The sequence below is a fragment of the Micromonospora sp. NPDC007230 genome (assembly GCF_042869115.1).
Classification (GTDB): domain Bacteria; phylum Actinomycetota; class Actinomycetes; order Mycobacteriales; family Micromonosporaceae; genus Micromonospora.
Genome location: NZ_JBIAFE010000004.1, coordinates 29,536 through 43,736 on the forward strand (window position 1 = coordinate 29,536; position 14,201 = coordinate 43,736).

The window sequence follows — 14,201 nt, forward strand, 5'->3', positions numbered from 1 at the left end:
CGACCACGGTCATGGCCACAGCCACGACCACGGTCATGGCCACAGCCACGACCACGGTCATGGCCACAGCCACGACCACGGTCATGGCCACAGCCACGACCACGGTCATGGCCACAGCCATGACCACGGGTCTGGCCACGCCAGCCCGTCCCGCCCGGGTCTCCTCCTGCTCGGCATGTCCGGCGGCCTGACGCCGTCGCCGGCGGCCTTCCTCGTGCTGGTGACCGGCATCTTCGCCGGGCGGGCCGGGTTCGCTCTCGTCCTCGTGGTCTGTTTCGGCCTCGGGCTCGCCGCGGTGCTCTTCACCGTCGGCCTCATGGCTCTCACCGGCCGCTCCCTCGTGACGCGCGCCGCCGGGTCCCACGCCCTCCTGCAGTTGGCCACGCGGGTGGCCCCGGTGCTGGCCGCCTGCGGGATCACCCTCATCGGCGTCGGCATCTCCGCCTCCGCCGTCGCCGGCCTACCCGGCACCTGACCTTCCTTCCGGATTTCCGACCATCCACCACCAAACACCAAGAGAAAAAGCCCCCAGAAAAAGGAGATGTCGTGACAACACGACTCCATCCGCTCGCCCGGAGGTGGCGCCGCCTGGGCGCGGCCGCCCTCGGGCTCGCGATGGCCGGCGGCGCGCTGATGATGCCCGCCCAGGCCGCGCCGACCTCGGCCGCCACGGTCCCGGCTGCCGACGTGCTCGACGTCGCCTTCACCGGCGGCGCCACCACCGACCGGGCCCAGGGCCTCGCCCCCACCACCTGGGGCGCTCCCAGCTACACCACCGACGCGGCGTTCGGTCACGACCTGCTCAAGGTGGACGGGGTCGACGACGCGGTCTCCTTCGACTTCACCGACCAGTGGAGCCGGTTCTCCACCGGCTTCGCCATCGAGTGCGTCTTCCGGGTCGACACCACCATGCCGGTGAGCGGCGAGAAGGACCTCTGCTCCGACAAGGAGGCCGGCGGCTTCTCGGTCTACGTCAACGCCGGCAACCTCGGCACGATGGCCCACATCGGCGGCGGCTACAAGTCGGTGCTGACCCCGATCAGCGGCAACCGCTGGTACCACGCCGTCTCGGTCTGGGACGGCCAGACCCTGAGCCTCTACCTCAACGGCCAGCTGGCCGGCTCCGCCGCGGCCACCGGTGCGCTCACCCCGCCGGCCACGACCTCGCGCCGGTTCGTGATCGGCGCCGACGCCGCCCCGTCCGGCATCGGGCAGGTCGCCCCGCCGGCCTCCTTCGCGGCCAGCAAGGTCTGGAGCCGGGGCCTGACCGCCGCCCAGGCGGCCGAGCTGGCGTCGGCCTTCGACCTCAAGGCGCCCGTCCCGACCGCCGACGTCCTCGACGTGGACTTCGACGACGGCACGCCGAAGGACGACGCCCAGAACCTCGCCGTCACCATCGTCGGCGAGCCGGTGATCGCCCAGGACACCGCGGTGAAGACACCGGTCGCGACCTTCGACGGCGCCAACGACGCCTACGCCTACGCGATGGGCGACACGCAGTGGGAGAAGATCCGCAACCAGGTCTCGATCGAGTGCACCTTCAAGGACAACGGCACCCTGCCCAACTCCGGTGAGCACTCCGTCTGCTCCGAGAAGGAGACCGGCGGCTACTCGATCGTCGTCTACGGCGACAAACTGACCTTCGCCGTGTACGCCAGCGGCGCCTACCGCAACGCCCAGGTCCAGGTCTCCTCCGGCCGCTGGTACCACGCCGTCGGCACCTGGGACGGTGCCACGGCCCGCCTGTACGTCGATGGCGAGCTGGCCGCGTCCGTCGCCGCGCCGGCACCGCTCGGCCTGCCCGGCGGCGCCGCCCGCAACTCCTTCTACGTCGGCGCCGACGCGGTCAACCAGTTCTGGGCCCCGGCCTCGGTGCGCAACGCCCGGATCTACTCCCGCGTCCTCACCCTCGACGAGGTGAAGACGCTCAGCATCGCCGCCCTCGGTGACGTCCGGAACGCGGGCGTCGCGATCACCTCGACGCTTCCCGGGGAGGGCGACCACCTGAGCCGTCCGACCGAGCTCCAGGTGAGCGTGACCAACCAGGGCAACGCGTCCGGCTGGCGCTACCTGCTCGACGGCGAGCCCGTACAGGTCGGCCAGGAGATCGGCGCCGGAATGAAGTCCGGCAACCACACCCTGGCGATCTCGGCGACCGACGTGTTCGGCAAGCCCGTCAGCAAGACGGTCACGTTCACATCCGACGCCATCCCGACCACGGGCGGCACCGACGTCGGCCAGGGCAGCGGTCGGGTGACGCTCTCGGCGATCGCCAACAACCCCGACGGCGGCGAGGTGACCACCACCTTCAAGCAGGCCACCCCGAGCGTGCCGGTGGGCGGCTTCCAGGGTGTCGTCCCGGTGATGCCGTCCGCGCTGGACTTCTCCTACACCGACGGCGGCCAGATCGGAGCAAGCCCGCGTCCCGACGGCAAGATGGCGAACAGCCCGTCCACCGGCAACATCCCGTTCCAGCGCTACGACGTCCAGGTGCCGGCCTCGACCGAACGCCGCCAGATCCTGTGGAACGGCACGGTCGACCCCGCGCGCGCCGTCTCCCTGCACGCGTGGAACAGCACCACCCAGGCGTGGACCGAACTCGCCACCGCCCGCGGCCAGGCCGAGGGTGAGACCATGCTGAAGGCCGCCGTCCGGCCGGAACTGGTCAACAACGGCGTGGTCCACGTCCTGGTCACTGGCCAGGACCCGTTCGCCGACGACCTGGCATCGCGCGACGCCACCGCCGGCGCCCCGGCCAACAAGGACCACTTCGAGGACCCGTCGGCCTACGACTTCTCGCTGGCCCACTTCACCGACACCCAGTACCTCGCCGAGGGCGCCGCCGGTGGCACGTACGACGACTTCGACGGCATCGACGAGCCCAGCGACAAGATGACCATGGAGGAGCAGGCGCTCTGGGAGAAGTCCTACCGGGACACCACCCAGTGGCTGGCCGGCAACGCCGCCAAGCGGAAGATCGCCTACACCGCGCACACCGGCGACATCATCGAGAACGACTACACCAACCCGCTGGCCACCGACACCAGCGGCAACCTGCTCCGCCCCGGCCTGGACGAGCAGGTGACCAAGGAGTTCCAGTTCACCGCCGAGGCGCAGCGCACCCTGGACGCGGCCGGACTGGTCAACCAGGTCGTCGCGGGCAACCACGACAACCAGGGCGGTGCCGAGACCGGCCCGACCTCGCGGTTCAACCAGTACTACGGCCCGGAGCGCTACTACGAGGGGTCCAAGCTCTGGCCGGCCGCGTCCAAGGCGTCGTACCACGCCTGGGACGAGACCACCGACGCCTCCGGCGCCGTGGTCACCCGCGGTAAGGACAACCAGAACAACTACGTCCTCTTCTCCGCCGGTGGGCTGGACTTCGTCGCGGTGGGCCTCTCCTACGGCGTCACCCAGGCCGAGGCCGACTGGGCCAGCTCGATCTTCCAGCGCTACCACGACCGCAACGGCATCCTGCTCACGCACGCCTACATCGCCCCGTCGGGTGCGCCGGACGGCCGGGGCGCCAACTTCTCCACCGACGGTTCGCGGGCCTTCTCCAGCATCGTGGCGGCCAACCCGAACGTGTTCCTGGTCCTCGCCGGTCACGAGCACGGCGTCGGCACGAACCTCAAGACCGGGGTCGGCGTCACCGTCGAGCACAACGTGGTCGAGCTGCTCGCCGACTACCAGTTCTACAAGATGACGGCCGGCGAGCTGTGGCCGGACAAGGTCGACGCCAACGGCAACCTCGACCTCGACGGCGACGGCACCGTCGACCACAAGAAGGGCGACCTGCTGCAGTTCGGCGCCAGCTTCCTGCGGCTGCTGCAGATCGACGTCGACCGGGCGCAGATGAGCATCGACACCTACTCGCCGATGCTCGACAACTACGGTGCCACCGAGTACGACGACCGCAAGCGCTACAACGGCGCCGAGGACAACATGGTGCTGCCGATCGACCTGTCGTCGCGCAAGACCAGCATCAGCACCGACGGCCTCGTCGTGGTCACGCCGACCGACACCGTGATCGGTGCGGCCACGGCCAAGTCGGGCTGGCCGGCCACCGTGCGGTGGAGCGGCCTGACCGAGGGTGAGCTCTACGCCTGGACCACCACCAGCCGGACCGGCGACGGTGACCAGGTGGGCTCGATCGACCAGTTCGGCGGCATCTTCGTCGCCACGGCGGCCGGCACGGACGTCACCGCGCCGGTGCTGACCGTCCCGGCCTCGACCTCGGTCAAGCAGGGACAGGTCTTCGATCCGCTGGCCGGCGTCACCGCGGTGGACAACACCGACGGCGACGTCACCGGCCGGATCCAGGTGGTCGGCACCGTCGACACCACCACCCCGGGCAGCTACGCGCTGACGTACCTGGTCTCCGACACCAACGGCAACCAGGCCGTCGCCAGCCGGGTGGTCACCGTCACCCCGGCCCCGACCGTGGAGCTCACTCCCACCTCGGTCCGGGCCAACGATGTGACGGCCACCTGGGGCCGGACCCTGAAGCTGACCGCAGCCGTCACGCCGACCACGGCGACCGGCCCGGTGCAGTTCATGGTCGGTGAGGACGTGCTCTGCGAGGCGCCGGTCAAGAAGGGCACCGCGTCCTGCACCGTCCAGATGCTGCCCAACCCCGGCACTCACCACGTGCGGGCGGTCTACGGCGGCGACAAGACCCACGCGGCGTCGTACGACGACTTCACCCTGACGGTGGTCGAGCGCAAGCGCTGATCGACGGGTTCAAAGAGGAAACCCCGGAGCGGGGCCGGTCCGATCGGGCCGGCCCCGCCTCCCGTTCCCCGGCGCCCAGGAGGCCCTGACGCCCACCTGCATGTGTCAACCAAACCCGCCGATGCCGAGAACGCGGGACAGGACGTGCGGCCGGATCCGTACGACGGTGCCGGCCGCACCCTCACCCGCCGTCATGCTCGGGCAGGGGCAGTCCAGGTCTTCCTCCTCGACAAGCACCTACCGCACCGGCGAGGCGGTGCGGCCGGCACCAGCAGGGCACCCCGGCGAGGGCCTTGACCCGGCCGCCCCGGTGCGGCCATACCGCACCGGGGCGCCGGTCGATCGTCAGCCGGCCCGGTAGGCCCGGATGATCGTCTGGTCGATCCCGCTGCCGCCGTCGGCGGTCACCTTGACCCGCAGCGACACCGCCTGCCCGGCGGCCGGCTGCGGCAGCGTGGCGGTGAAGTCGCCGTCGTCGCCGGCTCGTACGCTGACCGGCCGCCAGGTGGTGCCGTCGTCGGTGGAGGTCCACAGGTCGAACCCGGTGACCCGCTGCTTCGTCACGCCGTGCGCCTGGTGCACGGTGAAGCCCGCCGTACCGCCGGTCGGGTGGTTGGCGGCGTCCAGCGGCAGCGCGTAGTCGACCGACAGCAGCGGCACCGGGACGCTGCTGAGGTCGGACGGTCCGGTGGACCGGAAAGTCCAGGCGGTGCTTACCTTGGTCGACATGGGCAGCACCGCGCTGGCGTCCAGGTCGTAGGTGAGCCGGTAGTCACCCGCCTGCTGGGGGATGGTGAAGTCGCCGGACGACCCGGTGTGCTCGCCGACGAGGCGCCCGTCGCGGTGCAGGGTCAGCTTGCGCTTCGCCAGCTCCGCGAAGTCGTCGAAGCCGCCGAGGCAGTCGAAGCGCTGGTGCTGGTCGGTCAACTCGACCAGGTCGACGTGCAGATTGCCCCGGGTGCGGCGGATCGGTTCCGGCGTGCAACCGCTGAACGACGCCGCCGGGTCGTCGTACCAGTCCGGGCGGAGCGGTTGACGTACCCAGGTCTTGGTGTGCCGGCTGCCCGGCGCGTACTGGCGCTGCGCCTCCTGCGTCACCGTGTCGAAGTCGTTGTTCGGACCGGAGTGGAACGCCTCGTCGTTGTAGAAGAAGCCCGGCGAGAGATAGTCCACCCGGTTGGTCGGGACGTTCTCGGTGTAAGCGTCGAGGACGTTCAGGCCGTCGGCGGTCCAGCCGTACCGCTTGTGGCCGGTGCTGGAGCCCGGCTTGTCCAGCCGGTGGAAACGCTGGTCGATCCGGGCAAACGTGGCCAGCTCGCTCGCGGTCACCCGGTGCGACAGGTCGGCGGGAATGCCGCTGGGCAGCGCCCGGACCACCTCGTAGACGAACGGGCTGGGCTGCTCACCGGGCGCCCGCAGGCTGACGCTCGTGTACGCCTCGAACCTGCCGACCTTCGGCTCGGCCATCGGTACCGCATATGCGCCCCAGTCACGGGCCTCGGCGCCCCAGGCGAACGCGAAGTCCTCGCCGACCAGGGTGCCGTTCGGCGCGAACTGCTGGTAGGTGATGCCCACCTGGTCGGGCTCGGTCGACACCCCGTCGATGCTCGCCCGCAGCTGCTTGGCCTGCCCGGCGTCGGCCACCAACGCGGTGTCGCGGTCGACCAGCACCTCCGGGTCGCCGACCAGCGTCACCCGGCTCGCCCAGGTGTCCCAGTCGATCTCCATCTGGTAGCCCGCGACGGTGTACCGGCCGGCCGGCACCCGTACGGTCGCCGGCTCGCCCGGCGCCACGTTTTTGAACTCGGCGAAGACGGCTGGGTCGTCGAGGTTCACCACCCGTACCCCGCCGAACTGGTCGACGCCTGGCGGCGCGTCGGGCAGCGCCGTCGCGCTCAGGGTCAGGTCGTAACTCGGCGGTGCCACGTAGAAGGCGACCGGGGTGGCGGCCACGAACCCGCCGGCGGCCCGGGCGGTGACGACCGCGGTGTACAGCCCCGGCTTCGCGGCGAGCCGGGCCCGGTCGATCCGCAAGGTGATCCCCCCGGTGCCCTGCGGGGTGACCGTCAGCCAGCTCGCCGACAGCATCCCGGCGGCGGCCGGTGCGGCCGTGCCGTCATGATGCCGGATGGTCAGGCCCAGCTCCACGCGCAGCGCTTGCGACTCCGTGTTGTGCCAGGCCAGCGGCGTCGACGCGGTGCCGGACTGTGGATAGTCGAAGGTGCCGAGGTTGACCAGGTCCTGCCCGGCGACCACTCCGGTCAGCGCTCGCGCGGCGTTCAGCCGTCCGGCGCCGACCGCGTAGCTGTCCGCACCGGGCAGCGGGTCGGCCGCACCGACCAGGGCCGCCTTGAGCTGGTCGGCCCGCCAGTCCGGGTGCCGTTGCGCGAGCAGCGCCGCGGCCCCGGCGACGTGCGGACTGGCCATCGAGGTGCCCGAGGCGATGGTGTACCGGGCACCGAGCGCGTCGCCCATCAGGGTGCCCGCGGCCCGCGCGGCCACGATGTCCACGCCCGGAGCCACCAGTTCCGGCTTGCTCGCACGGGTGTTGACCAGCGGCCCCCGGCCGGACCAGTAGGCCAGCGTGTCGCTGCGGTCCACCGCGCCGACGGTGAGGGCCCTGCTCGCCGCGGCGGGCGCGGTGATCAAGCCGATGCGGCCGTCGTTGCCGGCGGCCACGACGAAGAGCGTGCCGTGCTGCCGGGTCAACTCGTCGACGGTGAGGGACAACGGGTCGCTGCCGTCGCTCGGCTCGTCAGTGCCCAAGCTCAGGTTCACCACGTCCGCGCGCGCTGCCGCCCACTCCATCCCGGCAATGAGCTGGGACTCGGTGCCGAAGCCGTCGTCGTCGAGGACCTTGCCGATCAGGAGCTTCGCGTTGGGAGCGACACCGCGCCGCTCACCGCCGGCCGCCGCGCCGGTGCCGGCGATCGTCGCCGCTACATGCGTGCCGTGCCCCATGCGGTCCACGGCGTCCCCACCCGGCGTGCCGAAGTCGGCCCGCTCCACCACCTGGCCCACCAGGTCCGGATGGGTGAAGTCGGCGCCGGTGTCCAGCACGGCCACCCGGGCACCCGCCCCGGTGAACCCGGCCTGCCACGCCGTCGGGGCGGCGATCTGGGTCAGGTTGCCGTCCAGGCCACCGGTTGCCGACTCGCGGCGGGCCGGCGTCCCGGCCGCCTCGGTCATCGGTGCCTTGGTCAGCGTCGGGGCCGCTGCGTTGCTCAGCGGCGGGGCCGCGGCCGGTGCGGGCACCCCGGTCGCGCGTACCCTCCGGTCCAGCCACACCCGGAGGCCGGCCTGCGCGGCCCGCGCGGCGTGCTGCCCCGTGGCCCGTAACCTCAGGGTGCGGATGAGCGCCGCTCCGCTCTGCTTCGGCTGCCGCCCGGCCACCGCGGCGATGGCCGGTAGTGCCCGACGCCGGCCCAGACCGGCGGCCAGCGGATCCGCGGCGAGCGCCGCCGCCGTCCGCGCCCCGGCGTCGCCGGGCCGCACGATCAGCGGCAGTTCCCGGCTGCGCGCGTCGTCGTAGCCGTCGAGGATCAGCGCCGTCACGTCGAACAGCGACTCGTCCAGCACCGAACCGAGCAGCCCGGCGACCTCCGCGGGCACGACCCGCAGGTGGCCGTCCGGCCCGCAACCGCGGTACTGCACCCCGTTCGGCTTCGCCGGCCGTACGGTGACCGCCGGGCAGGCCGAGCCCCGCCCGGAGACGGTCACCACGTCACCGGTCAACAACGTCAGGGTGTACGTCTTGCCGGCCGGCAGCACCGGCCCGTCCCGCTCCGTGCCGGTCTGCTGTCGCATCGGCGGCTGCGTCGGGGGCTGCGTCGTGGGCTGGGCCACCGCGCTCCCGCCGCCGATACCGAGGCTCAACGCGACCGCGCCCGCAACCGCCCCGACCTGTCTCGAGAACCTGCGTCTACGTACTGTCAGCACCGCTTCCTCCGCCTCCCGTGGAAAACTCCATATAGGAGACGCGGCGCGCGCTCGGTCGGTTGTAGGACTCGACCGCGTGGAAGTGGACCGGTGCCCGCTCCGGCGACTCGCGCACCCGCCGGCCCTGCCCTGTGGAGCAGGGGACCGCCATCCGCCTGTCTACAGGAGATTCCGGCAGCGAAGCTTCTGTCCCCCTGCGGGCAAGCCCGGAGGGACCTGGTGGTCTTCCCCGATGTCCGGTCCGGCGAGCCTCGTTAGCGTCGGTCGGGAATGGACAGTCGACACAGGGGGAGGACGTCCGAATGATCCAACCACACCCTGCGCGGGCCGCCCGATGAGGCGGCTCACCGCCGCGACCACCGCCGCAGTCCTGGTCGCCGCCGGCCTCACCGCCACCGCCGGGCCGGCCGCCGCCCACGGCGACGGCTACTCGGCCCTCGTCCAGCGCGCCTCCTACGGCGTACCGCACATCACCGCCCGCGACTTCGCCAGCCTCGGCTACGGCGTCGGTTACGTCCAGGCCGAGGACAACATCTGCACCATCGCCGAGACCGTCGTCACCGTCCGCGCCCAACGCTCCCGCTGGTTCGGTACGTCCGGCGAGGCGGCGGTCAACGTCACCAGTGATCTGTTCCAGCAGAAGGTCATCGACGACCGGGTCGCCGAGCGGCTGCTCACCGGCCCCCGCGACGGCGTGCACTCGCCCTCTGATGAGGTACGCGACCAGATCCGCGGCTTCGTCGCCGGCTACAACGCCTACCTGCGCCGCACCGGCGCGGCGAACCTCACCGAGCCGGCCTGCGCCGGCAAGCCGTGGGTGCAGCCGATCACCGAGCTGGACCTGTGGCGGGCCCACTGGACCAGCATGGCCCGCGCGGGCTCCGCCGGGCTCGCCGACGGCATCATCGCCGCCGCCCCACCCGGCCAGGACGCGCCCGCGCAGCCCGGTGAGATCACCGGCCCGCTCCCCGCCCCCGAGGCGGCGGCTCTCGTCGCCGCCCGCGACGGCGCGCCGGCCGGGGTGGGCAGCAACGCGTACGCACTCGGGCGCGACGCCACCGCCAGCGGGGCGGGCATGCTGCTGGCCAACCCGCACTTCCCGTGGGACGGCCCCGACCGGTTCTATCGGATGCACCTCAAGGTTCCCGGCTCGTACGACGTCGAGGGCGCCGCCCTGGTCGGCGACCCGCTCATCGAGATCGGCCACAACGGCCGGGTCGCCTGGAGCCACACCGTCTCCACCGCCCGCCGCTTCACCTGGCACAAGCTGACCCTCGTCCCCGGCGACCCGACCAGCTACCTGCACGACGGCAAGCCGCGGAAGATGACCGCCCGCACGGTCACCGTCCAGACCCCGGCGGGGCCGGTCAGCCGCACCCTCTACGACACCCACTTCGGCCCGGTCGTCGTGGTGCCCGGCGGCTTCGACTGGACCGCCGACACCGCGTACGCGATCAGCGATCCCAACGCGGTCAACAACCGTTCCCTCGACGGCTGGCTGGCGATGGGGCGGGCCCGGTCGGTGGCCGACCTGCGGGCGGTGCTGGACCGGCGGCAGTTCCTGCCGTGGGTCAACGTCATCGCTGCCGACAGCGGCGGCAAGGCCCTCTACGCCGACCACTCCGTCGTGCCCCGGGTCACCGACCACCTCGCCGCCACCTGCATCCCGGCCGCCTGGCGCGACCTCTACGCCGGCAGCGGCCAGGCCGTCCTCGACGGCTCCCGCTCTGCCTGTGAGCTGGGCCGGGACCCCGACGCCGCCGTGTCGGGCATCTTCGGCCCGGCGCACCTGCCCACGCTGGTCCGCAACGACTACGTGACCAACTCCAACGACAGCTACTGGCTCGCCAACCCGCAGCAGCCCCTGGAAGGCTTCCCGCGCATCATCGGCAACGAGCGGACCGAACGCAGCCTGCGTACCCGGCTCGGCGTCCACCAGGTGCGGCAGCGCCTCGCCGGCACCGACGGGCTCCCCGGCACCCGGTTCACCACCGGCAACCTGTGGGCGGTCACCCTTGGCAACCGCGCCTACGGCGGCGAACTGGTCCGCGACGACCTGGTGAGATCGTGTACGGCCGACCCGGTCGCCACCGCCTCCGACGGCACCCGCGTCGGCCTGAGCGCCGCCTGCGCCGCCCTGCGCGGCTGGGACCTTCGGGTCGACCTGGACAGCCGCGGCTCGCACGTGTTCACCGAATTCGCCCGCGCCGGCGGCCTGCGCTTCGCCGACCGGTTCGACCCCGCCAACCCGCTCACCACCCCGAGCCGGCTCGCCGTCGACGACCCTCGGATCCGCACCGCCCTCGCGGACGCCGTTCAGTTGCTCGACGGCATCCCGCTCGACGCGCGCCTCGGCGACATCCAGACCGAGCCGCGTGGCGCCGAACGGATCCCGATCCACGGCGGGTGGCCCGAGGCCGGCGTCTTCAATATGACGATCAACCTGGTGCAGCCCGGCGTCGGCTACCCGAAGGTGGTGCACGGCACGTCGTTCCTGATGGCCGTCGAGCTGGGCCGCAACGGGCCGTCGGGCCGGCAGATCCTCACCTATTCCCAGTCGGCCAACCCGAACTCCCCCTGGTACGCCGACCAGACCCGGCTCTACTCGGGCAAGGGCTTCGACACCATCAAGTACACCGAACGGCAGCTCAAGGCCGACCCCAACCTGGTCACATATCGGGTGGGGGAGCGCCGCGACTGACCGACGGGTGCGGGCCGGTGATCCCGGCCCGCACCCCCGACCGGCGGTCAGGCGCCGGGTCGGCTTGATGTCCCTGGCCGCCGGGCACCGGCCCGCCGGCCAGGGACCACCACCATGACGGTCAGCTGTTGTCGACGGCGGTGAGCCGCACCGACGCCGTGTTGTCGGACGGGTCCGCGTCGTTCAGCTCATGGTTGGGGAAGAACATGGCCCCCACCTCGAACGTGGCACTGCCGAGATCACCCGCCGGCGTTTCGGCGGGCGCGACGACCACCAGGTCGAAGCTGCGCTCCTCGCCGGGCATGAACCGGTGCCCCGGCACGGTCAACCGGGTGTCCGTGGTGCCCGGGCCGCTGTCCGGGTCGGTGGCCCAGACCCGTACCCCGTTGGGCAGGGCGATCCCGTCGACCCACAGGTCGTCGTGGGCGGCGTCGCCGGCGTAGCGCACCGTCATCGGCACCCGGCCGAACCAACGCCCGTCCGCCACCCGGGTCAGGGTGGCGTCATCCGCCGTGATCGACGCCTTGATCTCGCTGTCCTGGATGTAGGGCGTGGTCGGGTTCAGTTTGCCGTCCGCCGAGCGGAACAGCGTCCCGAAGTCGCCCCTGCCTGCCGGGGCGCTCTGGTGGTAGACGGTCGCCGTGATCGTGCCGCTACCGGCGCGCATCGCGTATGACCGGACCGTGGTGAGCACCTCGAACGACAGGACGGCCTGCCGGGTCTCGCCGGGTTGCAGGTAGAGCGAGGGGGAGCACTCGAAGGTGCGCCGACCATCGACCATGTCGTCGAAGGTGGGGCAGGGCGCGTCCGGGCCGGCGTTGCGGAAGGAACCGGCGATCGGCTCCACGATCTCCAGGGCGAAGCTGTCCGTGGTGCTGCCGAGGTTGGTCACGGTCACCGGGAGATCGCCCCGGTAACCCCGCTCAGTCGGCTCGAGGATCAACCGTCCCACCTGCACCGACGCCCGGGCCCCTGCCTTGGCGGCTGCGGCCGGGGTCGCGGACGCCACCGCACCGAGCAGGGCCAGTCCCGCCACCGTGAGCACGGCTGTCAGCCGGCGGCCGATTCGTTTCTGCATGAGGTGTCCTCCCGTGTATGGCGCGGCAGCTCTCCGCCGCGTCGATGATGGGAAGGACGCGTGGTTTTGGACGAAGCGTTGCCGGTCGATCGCTAGTGGTTATGTCGCAAGGGCGACAGCGGGTCAGCGGCCGTCGGAGAAAGGTCGGCGTCCGCCCCGACCGGTAGGGTGCCGGGGACGCCGTGTCGGAAGGTGACGTGTCGATGCTTGCTGGTCTGGAGCTCCCGCCCGCCGTCGAGGCGGAGCGGGTGATCATCGCCGTGCTGGCCGACCTGCGCTCCGGCGACCACCGCGGCGTGGTGGTCGACTCGCCGCCAGGCGCCGGAAAGTCCACCCTCGTGGTCCGCGCCGCCGTCGAACTGGCCGCCGCCGGCGAGCCGCTGATCATCATCGCGCAGACCAACGAGCAGGTCGACGACCTCATCGACCGCCTCGCCCGCAAGGCACCCGAGCTGCGTATCGGCCGGCTCTCCGCCACCGACTACAAACCCACGGACCGGGTCGAGAGCCACGAGACGGTCCGGGTCGGCGCCAAGGTCGCCGACCTCGCCGCCTCGGCCGTCATCATCGGTACGGCCGCCAAGTGGGCGACCGTCGCCGAGGGCTGCTGGCCGTGGGCGATCGTCGACGAGGCGTACCAGATGCGCTCCGACGCCCTGCTGCGCGTGGCCGGCCGGTTCGAGCGGGCGCTGTTCGTGGGCGATCCCGGGCAGCTCGACCCGTTCTCCACCGTCGAGACCGCCCGCTGGACCGGCCTGACCTGGGATCCGATGCAGTCGGCGGTGGCCACCCTGCTGCGGCACAACCCGGACCTGCCCGTACACCGGCTGCCGGTGTCCTGGCGGCTGCCCGCCACCGCCGCGCCGGTGGTGGCGGCGGCGTTCTACCCGTTCACCGGGTTCCGGTCCGGCACCGGGCCCGCCGACCGCGCCCTCTCCCTCACCGAGGCCGGACCCGGCGACGCCTACGACGCGACGGTGGATGTGGCGGCAGCCACCGGCTGGGGGCTGTACGAACTGCCGGCCCGGCACACGCTGCGTACCGATGGGGAGGCCGCCGCGGCCTGCGCGGCCCTCGCCCTGCGGGTGCTGCGGCGAGGTGCGGTCGCGATCTCCGAGCAGGCGCCCGACGGCGCGCCGGTGACCGCGCACCGGATCGCCATCGGCGCTGCCCACCGCGACCAGGTGGCGGCCATCCGGTCGCAACTCGGCGAGGCCGGCGCGGGCATCACCGTCGACACCGCCAACCGGCTGCAGGGCCGGGAGTACGACGTGACGGTCGTGCTGCACCCGCTGTCCGGGCGGCGGGACGCGACCGCGTTCCACCTGGAGTCGGGGCGGCTGTGCGTGCTGGCATCCCGGCACCGGCACGCATGCCTCGTGGTGGCCCGGGCCGGAATCGCCGAGCTGCTCGACGTGCACCCGTCGACCGAGCGGGTGCACCTGGACGTGCCGGTGAAGTTCCCGGACGGCTGGGAAGCCAACCAGACGATGCTGACCCACCTCTCCGTGATTACTGATGATCGATAATCAAGTCGGTCAGGCTCCACGGGGCGGCGCGATAGCCGCCAGGGACAACGTCGGCGCGCCCGGCCGAGGCCGGGCGCGCCTGTGATCACGTTGGTCAGATGATGCGGTTGAAGTTGTTCCAGCCGTGGCCGATCTCACGCACGTCGCTGTACGGCTTACCGTTGTCGCGACCAAAGTTGTTCGAGTAGAGCAGCATGGTGCCGTCGGCCTGCACGCCGAG

The 14,201-nt window shown here is 72.0% G+C and carries 6 protein-coding genes; 4 read left to right on the forward strand and 2 right to left on the reverse strand.

Features of this window, described 5'->3' with window-relative positions:
- Positions 1-175 precede the first annotated feature (175 nt).
- Positions 176-475, forward strand: coding sequence for a hypothetical protein (locus ACFYML_RS07285; protein ID WP_387419754.1), 300 nt, complete (start codon positions 176-178; stop codon positions 473-475).
- Positions 476-546: 71 nt separating this feature from the next.
- Entirely contained in the window at positions 547-4,734 is a 4,188-nt protein-coding gene (locus ACFYML_RS07290) for a LamG-like jellyroll fold domain-containing protein (protein ID WP_387419755.1), read from the forward strand.
- A 345-nt stretch (positions 4,735-5,079) separates the two neighbouring features.
- Here the strand turns inward: ACFYML_RS07290 and ACFYML_RS07295 are convergent, their stop codons facing one another.
- Positions 5,080-8,541 carry a S8 family serine peptidase gene (locus ACFYML_RS07295; RefSeq protein WP_387419756.1) on the reverse strand — a complete coding sequence of 1,154 codons (3,462 nt, stop codon included), beginning with the start codon at positions 8,539-8,541 and terminating at the stop codon, positions 5,080-5,082.
- A 466-nt stretch (positions 8,542-9,007) separates the two neighbouring features.
- On the opposite strand from ACFYML_RS07295, the gene ACFYML_RS07300 reads away from it, so the two are divergent.
- A complete protein-coding gene (locus tag ACFYML_RS07300) occupies positions 9,008-11,374 on the forward strand; it encodes an acylase (protein WP_387419757.1) in 2,367 nt (788 codons plus the stop codon).
- 121 nt (positions 11,375-11,495) lie between these two features.
- Here the strand turns inward: ACFYML_RS07300 and ACFYML_RS07305 are convergent, their stop codons facing one another.
- Entirely contained in the window at positions 11,496-12,452 is a 957-nt protein-coding gene (locus tag ACFYML_RS07305) for a hypothetical protein (protein WP_387419758.1), read from the reverse strand.
- A gap of 203 nt (positions 12,453-12,655) precedes the next feature.
- Here ACFYML_RS07305 and ACFYML_RS07310 point away from each other — a divergent pair, with 203 nt between their 5' ends.
- A complete protein-coding gene (locus ACFYML_RS07310) occupies positions 12,656-13,981 on the forward strand; it encodes an AAA domain-containing protein (RefSeq protein WP_387419759.1) in 1,326 nt (441 codons plus the stop codon).
- The last annotated feature ends 220 nt before the right edge of the window (positions 13,982-14,201 follow it).